This is a genomic window from Streptomyces sp. NPDC087422 (assembly GCF_044744145.1).
Taxonomy (GTDB): domain Bacteria; phylum Actinomycetota; class Actinomycetes; order Streptomycetales; family Streptomycetaceae; genus Actinacidiphila.
On record NZ_JBIUXT010000005.1, the window covers coordinates 439,544 to 455,438 of the forward strand.

16 protein-coding genes are annotated in these 15,895 nt (G+C 70.9%); 9 read left to right on the top strand and 7 right to left on the bottom strand.

The features are described 5' to 3' along the window. Positions 1-498: 498 nt before the first annotated feature. The 7 genes from ACIO6U_RS19060 (at position 499) to ACIO6U_RS19090 (ending at position 8,321) form a co-directional block, all read left to right on the top strand. Entirely contained in the window at positions 499-4,080 is a 3,582-nt protein-coding gene (locus tag ACIO6U_RS19060) for a choice-of-anchor D domain-containing protein (RefSeq protein WP_401720493.1), read from the top strand. Positions 4,081-4,408: 328 nt separating this feature from the next. Then, positions 4,409-4,831 (top strand): hypothetical protein, encoded by a 423-nt coding sequence (locus ACIO6U_RS19065; RefSeq protein WP_391162934.1) that lies wholly within the window; start codon positions 4,409-4,411, stop codon positions 4,829-4,831. Further along, positions 4,828-5,634, top strand: a complete 807-nt coding sequence (locus ACIO6U_RS19070; protein WP_391162630.1) for a transcriptional regulator — start codon at positions 4,828-4,830, stop codon at positions 5,632-5,634. Before ACIO6U_RS19065 ends, ACIO6U_RS19070 begins: the two co-directional genes overlap by 4 nt. Positions 5,635-5,737: 103 nt before the next feature. Further along, positions 5,738-6,139, top strand: coding sequence for a roadblock/LC7 domain-containing protein (locus tag ACIO6U_RS19075; RefSeq protein WP_391047738.1), 402 nt, complete (start codon positions 5,738-5,740; stop codon positions 6,137-6,139). Positions 6,140-6,318: 179 nt separating this feature from the next. Continuing rightward, positions 6,319-6,693, top strand: a complete 375-nt coding sequence (locus ACIO6U_RS19080; RefSeq protein WP_355334877.1) for a hypothetical protein — start codon at positions 6,319-6,321, stop codon at positions 6,691-6,693. A gap of 253 nt (positions 6,694-6,946) precedes the next feature. Further along, complete coding sequence (locus ACIO6U_RS19085) at positions 6,947-7,393, top strand: ATP-binding protein (protein WP_355334874.1); 447 nt, start codon at positions 6,947-6,949, stop codon at positions 7,391-7,393. A 265-nt stretch (positions 7,394-7,658) separates the two neighbouring features. Then, entirely contained in the window at positions 7,659-8,321 is a 663-nt protein-coding gene (locus tag ACIO6U_RS19090) for a beta-glucanase (protein ID WP_391047733.1), read from the top strand. A gap of 15 nt (positions 8,322-8,336) precedes the next feature. Here ACIO6U_RS19090 and ACIO6U_RS19095 read toward each other — a convergent pair whose 3' ends face one another. Further along, a complete protein-coding gene (locus ACIO6U_RS19095; protein WP_355334871.1) occupies positions 8,337-8,672 on the bottom strand; it encodes an STAS domain-containing protein in 336 nt (111 codons plus the stop codon). A 167-nt stretch (positions 8,673-8,839) separates the two neighbouring features. Beyond that, positions 8,840-9,556, bottom strand: coding sequence for an SDR family oxidoreductase (locus ACIO6U_RS19100; protein WP_401307379.1), 717 nt, complete (start codon positions 9,554-9,556; stop codon positions 8,840-8,842). 127 nt (positions 9,557-9,683) lie between these two features. Here ACIO6U_RS19100 and ACIO6U_RS19105 point away from each other — a divergent pair, with 127 nt between their 5' ends. Next, positions 9,684-10,295, top strand: a complete 612-nt coding sequence (locus ACIO6U_RS19105; protein WP_401720499.1) for a TetR/AcrR family transcriptional regulator — start codon at positions 9,684-9,686, stop codon at positions 10,293-10,295. Positions 10,296-10,334: 39 nt separating this feature from the next. Here ACIO6U_RS19105 and ACIO6U_RS19110 read toward each other — a convergent pair whose 3' ends face one another. The 4 genes from ACIO6U_RS19110 to ACIO6U_RS19125 form a co-directional block, all read right to left on the bottom strand. After that, complete coding sequence (locus ACIO6U_RS19110) at positions 10,335-11,171, bottom strand: carbohydrate ABC transporter permease (RefSeq protein WP_401720502.1); 837 nt, start codon at positions 11,169-11,171, stop codon at positions 10,335-10,337. 1 nt (position 11,172) lies between these two features. Further along, on the bottom strand, positions 11,173-12,066 hold the full coding sequence (locus tag ACIO6U_RS19115) for a sugar ABC transporter permease (protein ID WP_355334860.1): 894 nt from the start codon (positions 12,064-12,066) through the stop codon (positions 11,173-11,175). Further along, entirely contained in the window at positions 12,063-13,322 is a 1,260-nt protein-coding gene (locus ACIO6U_RS19120) for an ABC transporter substrate-binding protein (protein ID WP_401720505.1), read from the bottom strand. The genes ACIO6U_RS19115 and ACIO6U_RS19120 overlap by 4 nt, the downstream gene beginning before the upstream one ends. A gap of 250 nt (positions 13,323-13,572) precedes the next feature. Beyond that, complete coding sequence (locus tag ACIO6U_RS19125) at positions 13,573-13,953, bottom strand: MerR family transcriptional regulator (RefSeq protein ID WP_401720507.1); 381 nt, start codon at positions 13,951-13,953, stop codon at positions 13,573-13,575. 193 nt (positions 13,954-14,146) lie between these two features. On the opposite strand from ACIO6U_RS19125, the gene ACIO6U_RS19130 reads away from it, so the two are divergent. Next, complete coding sequence (locus tag ACIO6U_RS19130; RefSeq protein ID WP_401720510.1) at positions 14,147-15,187, top strand: alpha/beta hydrolase family protein; 1,041 nt, start codon at positions 14,147-14,149, stop codon at positions 15,185-15,187. Positions 15,188-15,228: 41 nt separating this feature from the next. Here ACIO6U_RS19130 and ACIO6U_RS19135 read toward each other — a convergent pair whose 3' ends face one another. Then, a complete protein-coding gene (locus ACIO6U_RS19135; protein WP_401720513.1) occupies positions 15,229-15,822 on the bottom strand; it encodes a TetR/AcrR family transcriptional regulator in 594 nt (197 codons plus the stop codon). Positions 15,823-15,895 lie beyond the last annotated feature (73 nt).

Below are 15,895 nucleotides of genomic sequence, written 5' to 3' on the forward strand. Positions count from 1 at the left end.
GGAATGAGGAGTCACGGTGATCGGCCTCCTTGCGGGCGTGGGCAGCGGGAGCCGGGCATGCCGGACCCGCGCCCCGCGGTGACCTCGGCGGACGGCCCCGGCCGGGGGCTGCCCGCGAATCTACTACACGTTGTAGAAGGTGGACGAGGTGCCCGTCGATCGGAGGGCGCACGGGGCGAGCGGCGGCGGTCTCCCGAATCCATGGACGGGCAACATTGGATCTTGCGAGAGAAAGTAGAGATTGAGCAAAGATAAGTTCGTATATTGCGCTGCCGTGTCCACGACATTACGGTTCCCCTTGCGCCGTCACCCCCCACCCGCCAACCGCTTCAGCGCAACGCCCCAGTCGCCATCCCCTTCACCGCCACCGCGACGAGCCATGTCCCAGGCCCGCTCCGGCGTCGGCGGCCCAGCTCCGCGTCACCTCGCTTCCCCATGCCCTCGTACGGCTGTCCGCACGGCGCAGGTCCGGCATTCCGTGTCGAAAAGGAGCAGACGTTGTTCCAGCCCATCAGATCCCTGAGGCGCACCATCGCCGTGGGAGGCACCACCGCGCTGATCGCCGCCGCGGGCGTCATCGCCCTCGCGGCCCCACCGGCATCGGCCGCCGCAGCCACCGGCGGCAGCGGCGCGAGCCTTCCCTACGTCGAGGTGCAGGCGGAGAACTCCGCCACCAACGGCACGGCCATCGGCCCGAGTTTCGCCGCGGGACAGCTCGCCGACGAGGCGTCGTACCGCAAGGCGGTGACCCTCTCGGGCAGCGGCAAGTACGTCACCTTCACCACCCCGGTCGCCACCAACTCGATCGACTTCCGCTACAGCATCCCCGACGGCTCGGGCGGCTCGGTCTACACCGCCCCGCTGTCGTTCGCGATCAACGGCGCCGCACAGCCCGACTTCACCCTCACCAACGCCTATAGCTGGTACTACGGCAGCTACCCGTTCACCAACACACCGGGCAGCAACCCGCACCACTTCTACGACGAGGTCCACCGGCTGCTCCCGCAGACCTATCCGGCCGGCACCACCTTCACCCTCCAGACCAGCGGCTCCAGCGCCGCCACCACCATCGACTTCGCCGACTTCGAGCAGGTCGGCGCCGCCCTCCCGCAGCCGTCCGGCTCGGTCTCGGTGACCAGCCAGGGCGCCGACGCGACCGGCGCCGCCGACAGCACGGCCGCCTTCAACGCGGCGATCAACGCGGCGGGCCCCGGCGGCACGGTGTGGATCCCGCCGGGCACCTTCAAGATCCCCCGGCACATCACGGTCAACAACGTCACCGTCACCGGCGCGGGCATGTGGTACTCGACGGTGACCGGCGCGGCGCCCGGCTTCTACGGGCTCGGCGAGCCCGACAGTTGCGGAGTCGGCGGCAACCGCGGGGTGAGCAGCAACGTCCACCTCTCCAACTTCGCGATCTTCGGCCAGGTCGGCGAGCGCAACGACTGCGACCAGGTCAACGGCATCGGCGGCGCGATGAGCAACTCCACCGTCTCCAGCCTCTGGATCGACCACCTGAAGGTCGGCGCCTGGATGGACGGGCCGATGGACAAGCTGACCCTCAGCGGTCTGCGGATCCGTGACACCACCGCCGACGGCGTCAACTTCCACGGGGGAGTGACCAATTCGACCGTCACCAACAGCGAGATCCGCAACACCGGCGACGACGGCATCGCCACCTGGGCCGACGCCGCGCTCGGCGCCGACGCCAACGACACCATCTCCAACAACACCGTGGAGACCCAGATCCTGGCCAACGCCATCGCGATCTACGGCGGCCACGACAACACCGTCAGCGGCAACCTCGTACGGGACACCGGACTCGCCCAGGGCGGCGGCATCCACGTCGGCCAGCGCTTCACCTCCACCCCGGTCGGCACCACCACGATCTCCAACAACACCCTGATCAGGGCGGGCAGTCTCGACCCGAACTGGCAGTTCGGCGTCGGCGCGCTGTGGTTCGACGGCAGCCAGGGCGCCATCACCGGCCCGATCAACGTGACCAACGCGCTGATCCAGCAGAGCCCCTACGAGGCGGTGCAGTGGGTCGAGGGCACCGTCAGCGGGGTCAGCCTCAACAACGTGACCATCGCGGGCGCCGGCACCTTCGCCCTCCAGGAACAGACCGGCGGCGCCGCGAAGTTCACCAACGTCACGGCCACCGGCATCGGCGCCAGCTCACCGATCTATAGCTGCGAGGGCAACAACTTCACCGTCACCGACGGCGGCGGCAACTCCGGCATCAGCGGCACCCCGTTCTGCGGCGGCTTCCCCACCCCCGTCTTCCCGCCCTACCCGGCGGAAGGCGTGACCGCCAGCCCGAGCGCGCTCAACTTCGGCTCGGTCGCCACCGGTTCGACCAGCGCCGCCCAGACCGCGACGGTCACCAACCCGACCGGCTCGGCCGCCTCCGTCTCCGCCATCACCACCAGCGGTGACTTCTCGCAGACCAACACCTGCGGCACCTCCATCCCGGCCAACGGCTCCTGCACCGTCAGCGTGAAATTCGCGCCGACGGCGACCGGCGCGCGTGCCGGGACACTGACCGTCGGCGCGGGCGGCAACACCAGCACCGTCGCCCTGTCCGGCACCGGCACCGCGCCCGGCCCGATCCTGGGCACCAACCCGGCGAGCCTGTCCTTCGGCGGCACGGTCGTCGGCGCGACGGCCGCCCCGCAGACCGTCACCGTCACCAACTCCGGCACCACCACGGCCACCGTCTCGGCCGTCGCGGCGACCGGCGACTTCACACAGACCAACAACTGCTCGTCGCTCGCGGTCGGTTCGTCCTGCGCGGTGACCGTCACCTTCAAGCCGACGGCCGGCGGCACCCGTAACGGCACGCTGACACTGACCAGCAACGCCAACAACAGCCCGACCACGGTCGCGCTCAGCGGCGCCGGAATCGACAGCAGCACCGACATCGCCGCAGGCCGCCCGGCCACGGCGAGTTCCGCCAACGGCACCTTCGTCGCGGGCAATGTCACCGACGCGGACGCGTCCACGTACTGGGAGAGCGCCAACGGCGCCTTCCCGCAGTGGGTCCAGGTCGACCTCGGGCAGAACTACGCCGTCGGCAAGGTGACCTTGCGGCTCCCGCCGTCCACGGCGTGGGCCACCCGTACCGAGACCCTGTCCGTACAGGGCTCCACGGACGGCACCTCGTTCAGCACCCTGTCGCCCTCCGCCGCGCAGACCTTCGACCCGAGCGCCAACAACAACACGGTGACCCTCACCTTCCCCGCGGCCACCGCCCGCTACGTACGGATCAACGTCACCGCCAACTCGGGCTGGAGCGCCGCCCAGTTGTCCGGCCTCCAGGTCTACCCGAGCGGCGGCACCAACCCGTCGTCCGCGACCTTGTCCGTCACTCCGACCTCGCTCACCTTCGCCTCCCAGGCGCCCGGCACCACCAGCGGCGCGCAGAACGTGACGGTGACCAACACCGGTACGGCCGCCGCGTCGATCAGCTCGGTCACCGCCTCCGGGGACTTCTCGCAGACCAACACCTGCGGCACGTCGCTCGCGGCCAACGCCAGTTGCTCGGTCGCGGTGAAGTTCACCCCCACCGCCTCCGGCACCCGCACCGGCACCCTGACGATCAGCGGGAACGCCTCCAACAGCCCCACCACCGTGGCGCTGACCGGCACCGGCAGCGGCACGGTGAGCACCAACCTGGCGGCGGGCAAGGCCACCAGCGAGTCCAGCCACTCCGACGTCTACGGGTCCTCCAACGTCACCGACGGCAGCCAGAACAGCTACTGGGAGAGCGCCAACAACGCCTTCCCGCAGTGGGTCCAGGTCGACCTCGGCTCCGCGCAGAGCGCGAGCAAGGTCGTCCTCCAGCTCCCCGCGGGCTGGGGCGCCCGGAACCAGACGCTGTCCCTGTCGGGCAGCACCGACGGCAGCACCTTCACCACTCTCAAGTCGTCGGCCTCCTACTCCTTCGACCCCGCCTCCAACAACACGGTCACCCTCACCTTCACCGCGGCCACCGCGCGGTACTTCCGGGTGACGGTCACCGCCAACTCCGGCTGGCCCGCCGGGCAGATCTCCGAATTCCAGGTCTGGAACACCTGACCCGGACTGACCTCCTCCGGCCCGACCCGACCTCCTCCGGCCCGGCCCGACCCGGCCGGCGTCCCTGAGTACAACCGGCCCGGCCCCTCGCGTGCGATACGCGAGGGGCCGGTGGCGCTCCGGGGACGGCGACCAAGCGCGGACGGCCGGACGGAGGGGGAGCATTTTATGCCCAGTGCGGTCATGTACCGCTGGAAATTGCCAGAAGTCCTTCGCGCGAGTGCCACCGTGCGTAACGTGACGGTCACTGCCGATCCGTCGGCGGGCCAACAGCGGCCTCACGCAGGGGAGTCGGGTGTCCGGGATAGACGAGTGCCTGCGCGAGGCCATGACGCTGCCGGGAGCCCGGGGCGCCGCTCTCGTGGAGTGGATCAGCGGGCTCTCCCTCGGACAGGTCGGAGACGCGCCGGGCGGTGACCCCGAGACGGCGGCGGCCGAGACCGCGGAATTCGCGCGCATGGCCGTGGAGCACTCGGCGTTCGAACCGGCGGAACCCCTCGGCTCACCGCGCGGCGGGACCACGGGACCCGCCGCGCCCGCCGCTGCCTCAGGACCCGCAGACACCGCCAAGGGACTGCCGGTCGAGGACGTCATCGTCGTCACCCGCACCGGCTACCACCTGCTGCGCTTCGTCGAAGCGCCCTTCGACGGCGGGGTGTTCCTGCACCTGTGGCTCGACCGCGAGCACGCCAACCTCGCCCTCGCCATGATGCGCGTACGCGACCTCGCCGAACGGCTGGTGCTGGCATGACCGGGCCGCTGTCACCGATGCTGCTGCGCCTGGCCGAGGAGGGCGCGACCGGCGCGCTGCTCCGGGACAGCGGGGCGCTCTACCTCGCGGACGGCGTCGTGGTGCACGCCGAGAGCCCGGCCACCCCCGGCATCGACGTCCTGCTGACCGCCGGCGGCCGACTTCCCGTCGAGGTGTGGCAGGAGGCGGTGGACGCCGCCGGAGCCCGCTGCCGGACCGCCCGCCACCTCCTGGAACACCGCAGGATCTCCGCCGCGGAACTGGAGATCAGCCACCTCGGCGCGCTCTACGACGCCGCCTTCTTCGTCCTCGCCGCGGGCAGCGGCCCCACGCGCTTCCGGCACGGTGTCGTCCACTGGTTCGGCCCCGTGCGCCCGGTGCGGGTGGCCGAGGTGGAGCGCGAGACCCGCCGCCGCCGCGGACTCCTCGACGCCCTGTGGCCGTATCCGCAGCTCGACACCGCCCCCGTCGTCCGCCGCAGGGCCGCGTGCCTGCCGCCCGTACCGCGTCGGCAGCGGGCCCTGCTGGACCTCGTGGACGGGGTACGCACCCCGTCCGCCATCGCCACCGTGCTCGGCAGGCCCACCTTCCACGCGCTGGTCGACGTACGGCGGCTGGCCGCCGCCGGGCACTGCGAGACCCCGCGGCGCGCGGCACCGCCACCAGGGCAGGGGCGGCCACCGGGACGGGCACAGGAAGCCGCATCCGCACCGGCCACCGCGGACCGCGCCGGGTACCTGCCGGGACCTCCCGACGTCGGCACGCTCCGCAGGGTCCTCGACGCCTTGGAGGCACGACCGTGAAGCGCACTCCCGCCCGCAGGACCGGGACCGCACAGATATGAGGCGCGTCGTGCGACAACGCGCCGACAAGAAGGTCGGAAGGAGAGAGGAGAGAAGGAATCTGATGGCGCAGGAGGCCGAGATACGCGAGGAACTGCGGCGGCTGCGGGCCCGGCTGCCGCACGCCACGGGCGCGCTCGCCGCGGGCGTCGACGGCATGGTGCTCGCCCAGGAGGCGGATACCGTGGAGGCCGAGGGAGTGGCGGCCCTCACCGCCGCGGCGCTGGGCGTCGGCCTGCGGCTGACCGACACCGCGTCCCACGGCCCCTTCCGGGAACTGCTGGTCCGCGGCGAGCAGGGATACGTCGCCATCTACGCCGCGGGCACCGCCTGCGTGCTCACCGTCCTGGCCGGACCGCAGGTCAACGTGGGCCGGCTGCACATGGAGGCCCGCCGCTCCGGCGCGCACATCGCGCACCTGGTCGACGGCGACCCCGAGCCACGGGAGGACGCCCCCACACCATGACCACCCGACCCACCCGGACCGGCGGCGCCCGCCACCGCGCGCCCACCGCCCCCGACGCGGCAACGGCATCGACCGTATCCACCCCGTCCACCCCATCCACCCCATCGACCGCATCCACCGCGTCCACCGCATCCACGTCAGCACCGCACATGAACCGACCGGAAGGAAGCCCAGCCATCATGGCCAACACCGAAACCGCCCTCAAGGACGCGATGACCTCGATCGACGGCGTCATAGGCGTCGCACTCGTCGACTACACCAGCGGAATGGCGCTGGGCACCCTCGGCGGGGGCAAGGAACTCGACCTCAACGTCGCGGCGGCCGGCAACACCGACGTCGTCCGTGCCAAGGCGCGCACCATGGAACTGCTCGGCCTCAAGGACGAGATCGAGGACATCCTCATCACCCTGGGCTCGCAGTACCACCTGATCCGGCTGCTCAAGGGCCGGGGCAAGAACGGCCTCTTCCTGTACCTGGCGCTGGACAAGTCGCGCGCCAACCTGGCGATGGCCCGGCACCAGTTGAAGCGGATCGAGAACGACCTGGAGCTGTGACCGGGCCGTCGCGCCCGTACGCCGTCGGCCGTGCCCACCGGGCCGCGCGGAGACGGCCGTCCTGCCGGGCGGCCGTCTCCGCGCGACATCCGTTCACGGCCCGCTCACTACCTGCCCGTTCCCCGAGCGCGCCGCCCGTCCGAGGCCCGCGTCCGGCCCGGAAGGAGAAGCCGAAAAAAAGATGGGTGTGAAGCGATTGGGGTGGGGCAGAAGCCCTGACGGTTGTGCCGGACAACCGGACAGGGGCAAGAACATGCGTTCCAGCGCGATGGCCGTGAACGGCCCGCATCAGCAGGCCGGGCAGGACATCTGGGCGGGAGCCGCGTACGACGGCGAGACCGGATCGATCGCGGCGGCCCGCGCCTTCACCGCCGACTTCCTGGCCGGTGTGACGGGCGGGCGCGCCCAGCCGATCCCCGCGGTCGTCGTCGCCGACGCGCAACTCGTGGTGAGCGAGCTGGTGACCAACGCGTGCAAATTCGCGCCGGGTCCCTGCGCGCTGAACCTGGAGATCCAGGGCACGGATCTGGTGATCACTGTGTGGGACACCGACTCGTCGATGCCGCTCGCGCGCGCGGCGGAGCCCGGCAGGATCGGCCAGCACGGCCTGGAGATCATCCTCGCGGTCTGCGAGGGCTTCGACGTCCGGCGCGAGCCGGTGGGCAAGCGGATCAAGGTGCGCGTCGCCCTCGGAGCGTGAGCGCCTGACCCGGTCAGGGGGCGTGGGCTGACGCGTTACGCGCCGCCCGCGCTTCTGCACGCTCCTGTTCGCGAGCCGCGCGGTGATCTTCACTGGGTACAGAGCGAGCTGCCCGCCTGAACTCTCGGCCGGATCTCGCCGAGCCACCAGGAGCACCGTGACCACCGGCCAGGACGCGGCTCAGCCGCCCGCTCAGCAACCGACCCCTCATGACCCGCCGCAGGCCTCGCCCCACGGTCCGCCGCCGCCCCGGCGCCCCCGGCGCGTGGTCTTCGACGCGCCCTTCACCGACCGCACGGCCTGGGCGGCGGGCCGCACCTCCGCCTACCCGGAGAGCGGCCGCAATCCCGGCGACAACAAACTCGACCAGATCGGCCCGGCCTACGCCCCCACCGCCGGGGGTGTCTTCCGCGCTCGGCGGGCGGCGGGCGGCGTCTGGCACACCGACCTGGTGTCGACCGAGTACGCCCCCGGCGGCTTCGAGCTGCTGCCGGGCGACGAACTCACCGCCACGTGCGTGGTGCACGCCCCGCAGGGCGCCTGGCCCGCGATCTGGACCTGGGGCCGCGACAGCGATGCGGGCCGCCCCCAGCCGGGCCACGGCGAGATCGACCTCTTCGAGTACCACCCCACCAACCCGCGGCTGCTCGAACTGTCCAACCACGTACGCCCCGGCGGGTTCGAGGCGGCCGACGTGATCGCGCCGGGCCGCCCCTTCGCACTCCGGGTCCGCTTCGACGCCGACGACGTCTGCTGGTCCATCGACGACGAGGTCGTCTTCCGCGACGGCCACGGCGTCGGCCCCGCCTGGCGCGCCTGGCCGGTGGTGAACATCAGCGTGTCCGCGGGCGCGTACGGGCACACCCCGCCCGACGCGCGCACGAGCCTGCTGCACTGGGAGTGCGCCGGACTCACCGTCACCCGCTGATCCGGACCCGGTGGCTCACGCCGTCGCCCGCAGTGCCTCCTCCGCCGTCGAGTACACCTTGAGGACGCGGTCCACGCCGACGATACGGAGCAGCCGCGCCAACTGCGGCGGCACGGCGGCGACTCGCAGGTCACCGTGCTGGTGGATGCTCAGCAGCAGATTGAGGAAGCTGGAATCGGCGAAGGTGATCCCGCTGGCGTCGAGCACCAGCACCCGGCCGGCCTCGGCCGCCTCGGTCAGCTCCTGCCGCAACGGCCCCAGCGTGTCCGCGTCGAGGTCGCCGTGCGGGGTGACAATGCGCGGGAGGTCGCCGACGACCGGATCCCTATGCGCGTCGTGGTGTGTCGACATATGACAAGTATGTCCAGCGTCACGGGGGAGAGGAAAGAGCGGATCAGGGCGAACCCGAGTGCGCCCCCGTCGACGCGCGCCGGTGGAGCCCGATCCCAGGTCAGAAACTGATCGCAAGCGGTCGGAACCAGTCGCAAACCGATGGGCCCGCGGCGGCGGACCGTCCGCTAGGCGGAGCGGGCGTGGATCCCCATGCCGCCGGAGACGATCAGATTGTCGCCCGTGATGTAACCGGCGGCGTCGGAGGCGAGGAAGGCGACCGCCTCGGCGACATCGGCGGGGGCTCCGACGCGGCCGAGGGGAACGTCCTCGCCCCACGCGGCGACCGTCTCCCGGCCGATGCCCAGCTTGCCGTACGCGGGAGTGTCGATCAGGCCGGGGCTCACCGCGTTGACCCGGATACGGCGCGGGGCCAGTTCGATGGCGAGCGAGCGCATCAGAGGCAGCAGCGCTCCCTTGGCGGCGGTCATGGCCGCGCCGAGCCCCTCGCCCGCGCCGATGGTGAACACCACGGACGCGCCCTCGTTCAGCAGCGGGAGCGCCTTTCGCAGGGTGAAGAAGTTCCCCTTGACGTTGATGTCGAACAGGGCGTCGAAGGCGGCCTCGTCGGTGGACTCGATCGGTCCGGGCCGGGAGATGCCCGCGTTGAGATGGAGCAGGTCGAGGGAGCCCAGGTGCCCGCGCGCCCGCTCCACCGCCTGGTCGATGTCGGTGAGCGAACCGGCGTCCGCCCGGACGGCGACCACGTCGTGCGGCAGGCCGGAGCTGTCGACGCTGCCGAGGCCGGTGACCATGACGCGGTAGCCGCGCGCGTGGAGCAGTTCCGCGGTGGCCTTGCCGATCCCGCTGGTGCCGCCGGTGACGAGTGCTGTCTTCGCTGCCACGGTCGCTCTCCTTGTCGACGCGTGGGGCGCGTGGACGGCCCCACTGATTGTCACCGTACGCCCGTATGGCAGTGACTGCCAAATGTCGTGTGAATGCCATGATGGCAGGCCGCGCTAAGGTGATGTCATGACGCAGGGAACAACGGGCGAGGGGCCGGCCGCGCCCACACTGTGGGACCGGACGCGGCAGCTCGCGGCCCGGGAGATCCTCGACACCGCCCTGCGGCTGTTCACACGGCAGGGGTACGACGAGACGACCATCGCGCAGATCGCCCGCGAGGCCGGTGTCTCGCAGCGCACCCTCTTCCGCTACTTCGGCACCAAGGAAGACCTCATCGGCGGCAGCCAGGAGCAGTTCGTCACCCTCCTGACGGAGACCGTCCGCGAGCAGCCCGCCGACGCCGACGCCTGGCAGACCCTGCGCGCCGCCCTCAAGGCCGCGCTCTCCGTCCACACCGGTCCCGAACAGGCCCTGGAGCGCTTCCGCCTGATCCACCGCACCGACTCGCTGCGCGCCGCCTACCTCGGAAAGCGCGTGCGCTGCCAGGAGGAACTGCTCCCGCTCCTCGAAGCCAGGCTGGCAGCCTCGGGCGCCGACCGAGTACAGGTCCGCGCCGTCCTCGCCACGGCCTTCGGCTGCTTCGACGCCGCCACCGCGACCTGGATCGAGGGTGACGGCGAGGGCGACATCCTCGACCTCTACGACCGCGGCCTGGCCGCGGTCCGCGACGTCCGCTGACCGGCTCGCGGGCGTACCGCCGCGACTCCCGGCGGGGGCTCAGTCGTCGATGCCGGAGCGTTCGATGCCCGCCACGATGTGCCGCTGGAGGAGCAGGAAGACCAGCAGCAGGGGCAGGATCGACACCGCCGCCGCGACGAACAGCTCGTGGATGTTGACCACTTGGGCGGTGGTGAAGGTGGACAGCGCCACCTGCACCGTCCAGGACGACGTGTCCTGGCCGATGACCAGAGGCCACAGGAAGGCGTTCCAGGCGCCGATGAAGACGATCGTGGACACGGCCGCGAAGACCGGCCGGGAGTTGGGCACCACGATCCGCCAATAGGTGCGCCAGTAGCCGAGTCCGTCGACCTTCGCCGCGTCCTCCAACTCACCGGGAAAGCCCAGGAAGTACTGCCGGAAGATGAAGCAGGCGAACGCCGAGAAGATCGTCGGGATGATCAGGCCGCGCAGCGTGGAGATCCAGCCGAGCGAGGACACCAGCACGAAGCTCGGCACGAAGGTGACCGCGGCGGGCACCATCAGCGTGCCGAGAATCGCGTAGAACACCTGGTTGGACCAGCGGTACGGGATACGGGCCAGTCCGTATCCCGCCAGCGACGCCAGCACCACCGTGCCCACCGTCGTGGTGACCGCGATCATGGCCGAGTTGAGCAGCGACCGGGCCATCGGCACCGCCGGGTCGTCGAACAGCTCGCGGATGTTGGACCACTGGAGGTGGGTGGGGAAGAACGTCCACTCGGGCGAGGTGATGTCCTGCTCGGCCGACAGGCCGTTGCGCACCAGCAGGTAGAACGGGATCAGGAACAGCAGCGCGAGTACCACGAGCAGCACCAGGCGCACCGCGCGCCCGAACCTGAGCAGGGCCTGCTCCATGTCAGTCCTCCCTCCTGCCGAGCCCGAACCAGCGGGCCTGGACGACGGTGACCACCGCGATGATCAGCGCGAGGACGACGGCGCCCGCGCTGCCCACGCCCAGGTTCTGCCCCCGCCCGAGCGCGGTGGTGTACAGGTACACCAACGGCGGCCGGGCGTACGGCGGATAGCCGCGGGAGTCGCTGAGCAGGTTGTAGAACTCGTCGAACGCCTGAAAGGCGTTGATGACCAGCAGCAGCGCCACCGCCACCGAGGTGGCCCGCAGTTGGGGCAACGTGATGTGGCGGAAGACCTGCCAGCCGGGCCGCGCGCCGTCCACCGCCGCCGCCTCGTACAACTGCGCCGGGATGCGCTGGAGTCCGGCGAGGAAGAGGATCATGTAGAACCCGGCCTGCAACCACAGCCGTACGGTCACGATCACCAGCCAGTACCACGGCGGGTGGGTGGTGGACAGCCACGCCGTCTGGTCGGCGCCGAACCAGCCCAGGACGGTGTTCGCCAGGCCGAACCGCACACCGTTGAAGATCGACAGCTTCCAGATCAGCGCCGCCACCACGTAGGAGCAGGCGGCCGGCAGGAAGAACACCGAACGGAAGAACGCCTGCGCGTACCGCAGCCGGTTCACCATCAGCGCCAGGGCGAGCGAGAGCGCGTAGGTGGCGGGCACGATGAACAGCGCGAACACCCCGAAGGTGCGCAGGCTGTCGGTGAACGCCTGGTCGCCGAGGACGTCCGCGTAGTTGCCCAGGCCCACGAAGCGGTGCGGGGACACCGTGTTGTGCGCGTCGAAGAAGCTCAGATAGACGCTCCACAACAGCGGCACGTACGTGAACAGCGCGAGCCCGGCGGCGAATGGTCCGACGAAGACCCAGAACCACAGCGTGCGGTGTCTCACGACTTCTTCCGGACCCGCTGCAATTCGGAACTGGTCTTGCGCACGACCGACTTGAGCTCCGTGTCGGGGTTCGCGCCGTCCTTGATGATGCGGCTCAGCGCGTCCTGGTACGCGGTCTGGCTGGCCGGTGTCCACAACAGCGGCTGCGAGAAGCCGTGGTCGGTGGCGTACGAGACGGCGTCGGCCGCCGCGCCCTCCCGCAGCTTGGCCGCCTTCTTCGCCAGCGAGATCCGGGCCGGGATGTGGAAGCCGTAGGAGAGCGCGAAGTCCTCCTGGTACTCGGTCCTGTCGATCCACAGCCACTTGATGTACGCCTTGGCCTCGGCTTGGTGCTTGCTGCGGGAGTTGACGGCCGAGCTGTACGCGCCGACCGGCACCGTGGGCTTGCCCGCCGCGCCGTCCTTCGGGAACGGCAGCACTCCGAAGTCGTCCCCCAGGGCCTTCTTGACCGCGGGCAGCGCCCAGAGTCCGGACCACTGGAGCGCGGTGAGCCCCTGGATGAACGCCGAGGGGTCGGACCAGTCGGTCGGCGCGCCCAACAGCAGCGACTTGTCGGCGTAGAGCCGGTGGAACTTGGCCAGGGTGCGGGCGGCGGCCGGGTCGTCGAAGCCGACGGTGCCCTCCGGGGTCACCAGGCTGAGCCCGGCGGCGTAGAGCGGTGTACCGCCGAGCACCCCGGCGCCGCCGTCGTTGCCCAGGAACAGCCCCTTGACCTTCTTGGTGGTCAACTTCGCCGCCGCGTCGACCAGTTCGTCAAGCGTGGTCGGCGGCGCGATGTTCGCGGCAGTGAGCAGGCTCTTGCGGTAGTACAGGAGCTGCATGTCGATGACCTGCGGGACACCCCAGATCCTGTCCCCGTACGTCGTCACCACGGCCGGGTTGAAGTCGGCCTTCACCGGGCCGACCAGGTCGGTGACGTCGACCACTTGGCCGCCTTGGATCTGGTCCAGCGTCGGGCCGCCTTCGAAGACGTCCGGTCCCGACGAGGTGAGCAGCGCCGCGGCGGTCTGCTGATCGTAGTCCCCGGGCCGCCACTGCACCTTGACGTTCGCCGCGGTGTACGCGTCGGCGTACCGGCGCACCGCCTGCTCCGTACCCGCCTCGCCGTACTGGTGGTACCACTGCTGCAAGGTGACCTTGCCGCCCTTGCCACCCCCGTCGTCCCGGCCGCTGTTCGACCCGCAGGCGGCGGCCAGCGCACCGGTCAGGGCCAGGCTGCCTCCGGTACCGAGCAGTTGTCTGCGGCTGAGCGTCACTGCGTATCCCCCTAGTCAGAGTGGGTCCCGGCGATCTTCGCGCTGGACCATGCACCAACCATGCAGGGGAATTACGACAGCGACATTGCGCCAACGTGGCGGCACCCTGGGTGGCAGGGCGGGCACTCTGCGCGGTCGTCCGCGTGACGCGTGGGTGCCCCCGTCGCACCCTGGAATCGCGCCAGGCCGCTTGTCAGTCGGCGGGCGATGGGGGGATGAAGAGTGCCACCGCGGGACCGGCGCGACACCGTTAGCCGGACGTGTCCTGTCGGCAGGACGCGCCGGTGCGCAGGTTCACGGAGGCGCCGGCGATGACCGAGTCGAGCCGGTCGCGGGTGTGTGTCAGATCCGCGATGTGCCGGTCGATCTGATCACGCTCGACCGTGAGGCGATCCAGAAGCTCGGGCGTGGCCCGGCCGTCGATGACGCAGGGCGTGAGCGCGGCGATGATCTTACTGGACAGACCGGCCGCGTACAGCTCCCGGATCAGATTGATCCGGTCGACCGCGGCCTCCGCGTAGTGGCGCTGGCCGCTGTCGCTGCGCTCGGAGACCAGCAGATCCTGCTCCTCGTAATACCGCAGCGCCCTGGTGCTGACGCCCGTGCGACGAGCCAGTTCCCCGATGCGCATGTCCCACTCCACGTCCCTGCGATCCGCGTCACAGCCACTTGCCTTTGACGTCAACGTCAGGTTTTAGCGTAACCAATGCGCCCTTCTCCCGGAGCTTCCTCCCGGAGAGCCCCGCTTCCCGAGGCACCGCACGCATGCCCGCCCGCCCGCACCTTCGCACCCCCGCACGCCCGCACCTCCGAAAGAGACACGCATGACCACGTATTCGGCGACCGGCCTCACCGGCCCCGCGCCCACCCCGACCGTCTCGGTCAAGCCGCTCGTCCTGCCCGCGCCGCACCGAGGCGCGGACCTGCGGGTACGGATCTCCGCCCCGGTCACCGGCACCCGTCTGCCGATCGTGCTGTTCGCGCACGGCTTCGGTTCCGACCTGGACGGCTACGGGCCGCTGGTCGACCACTGGGCCGCGCACGGCTTCGTGACCGTCCAGGCCACCCATCTGGACTCCAAGCGCTTCGGCCTCGCCGGGGACGACCCCCGTACGCCCGACCTGTGGCGCTACCGCGTCCAGGACATGAAGCGCGTCCTGGACGAACTCGGAACGCTGGAGGCGTCCGTGCCGGGCCTGGCGGGCCGGACCGACCACGGCCGTGTCGTCGCGGCGGGACACTCCTTCGGCGGTCAGACCGCGGGCATCCTGGTGGGGCTGCGCGTCAAGGACCCGCGGACCGGCCTCGCCGAAGACCTGTCCGACCCGCGGGTCATGGCCAGCGTCCAGCTCGCCACCGCGGGCAAGGGCGGCGCGGAACTCACCCCCTTCGCCCACGAGCGCCTTCCCTGGCTCCGTGACCAGGACTTCTCCCACATCACCGCCCCCGGACTCGTCGTCGCGGGCGACAAGGACGACCTCCCCCTCTCGACCCGGGGTCCGGCGTGGACCACCGACCCCTACACGCTCAGCCGAGGCGACAAGAGCCTGCTCACCGTCCGCGGCGGCGAGCACTTCCTCGGCGGCATCTCCGGCTACCGGTCGGCCGAGACCACCGACGAGGACCCCGGCCGCGTCGCTCTCGTCCAGCAGGTCACCGTCGCCTACCTGCGCCACATCACCGGCGACGACCACACCGACTGGGAGACGGCCCGCTCCGTCCTCGCCGCCGCCCACCCCCTGGGGCACCTGGAGTCCAAGTGGCCCGTACGGCGCCGGGCCGCCTCCGACGATCGCGGCGACGCCGCTGATCCGCTGACGGCCCGCTCCTGTGCGGCGGCATCGCCGAGCCCGCGTGGACGGTGACGCGTGCGGACCAGCCCGTCGCGGACCCCGGCGCGACGGCCTCAGCCGAGGACCGGGGGGCGTGGTTGCCGGCCGGTGTCGGCGCTGTCCTCGCTCGTGAGGATCGCGCTCGCGATCACGTCGAAGAGGTGGTCGGCGCGGGGGGCGAGGGAGGGCTGGTCGCCGAGCCAGGCGAGCATGGCGACGAGGGCGAACAGGTCGGCGCCGTCGATGTCGTCGCGTGCCACGCCCGCGGCCTGGGCGCGGGTGAGGAGCCGCGCTCCGGCCGCGCGCAGGGTGACGCACGAGGCGTGGAGCGCGGATTCGGCGTCCTCGATGGCGGCGGCCATCAGGACGGTCACACCCCGGTACTCGGTCGTCCAGGCGACGCAGTCGCGCAGCCACGAGACGAGGGCGTCCTCGGGTGACCCCTGTGTCTCCAAGTCGGCCGCCCGCGCCGTCAGTTCACCGAAGCTCGTGTGGAGCAGGGCTTCGAGCAGGGCCTCCCGGGTGGGGAAGTGCCGGAGCAGTGTCGCCAGGCCCATGCCGGACCTGCGGGCGATGTCGCGCAGCGAGACGTCGACACCCTGCTCGGCGATGACGGCGCCCGCGACGTCGAGCAGGTGGTCGCGGTTCTTCCTGGCGTCGGCGCGCATGGGTCCCTCTTGACTATCCGGATCAGTGGTCCATATATTCGGATCAGTGGTTCGGATAGGTGGACCACTGATC

Coding starts and splice junctions, on each gene's coding strand:
- ACIO6U_RS19085 (WP_355334874.1), top strand. CDS start 6,947: ATGCGTTCCAGCGCGATGGCCGTGAACGGCCCGCATCAGCAGGCCGGG.
- ACIO6U_RS19125 (WP_401720507.1), bottom strand. CDS start 13,953: ATGCGCATCGGGGAACTGGCTCGTCGCACGGGCGTCAGCACCAGGGCG.
- ACIO6U_RS19080 (WP_355334877.1), top strand. CDS start 6,319: ATGGCCAACACCGAAACCGCCCTCAAGGACGCGATGACCTCGATCGAC.
- ACIO6U_RS19105 (WP_401720499.1), top strand. CDS start 9,684: ATGACGCAGGGAACAACGGGCGAGGGGCCGGCCGCGCCCACACTGTGG.
- ACIO6U_RS19135 (WP_401720513.1), bottom strand. CDS start 15,822: ATGCGCGCCGACGCCAGGAAGAACCGCGACCACCTGCTCGACGTCGCG.
- ACIO6U_RS19070 (WP_391162630.1), top strand. CDS start 4,828: ATGACCGGGCCGCTGTCACCGATGCTGCTGCGCCTGGCCGAGGAGGGC.
- ACIO6U_RS19095 (WP_355334871.1), bottom strand. CDS start 8,672: ATGTCGACACACCACGACGCGCATAGGGATCCGGTCGTCGGCGACCTC.
- ACIO6U_RS19065 (WP_391162934.1), top strand. CDS start 4,409: ATGACGCTGCCGGGAGCCCGGGGCGCCGCTCTCGTGGAGTGGATCAGC.
- ACIO6U_RS19075 (WP_391047738.1), top strand. CDS start 5,738: ATGGCGCAGGAGGCCGAGATACGCGAGGAACTGCGGCGGCTGCGGGCC.
- ACIO6U_RS19130 (WP_401720510.1), top strand. CDS start 14,147: ATGACCACGTATTCGGCGACCGGCCTCACCGGCCCCGCGCCCACCCCG.
- ACIO6U_RS19110 (WP_401720502.1), bottom strand. CDS start 11,171: ATGGAGCAGGCCCTGCTCAGGTTCGGGCGCGCGGTGCGCCTGGTGCTG.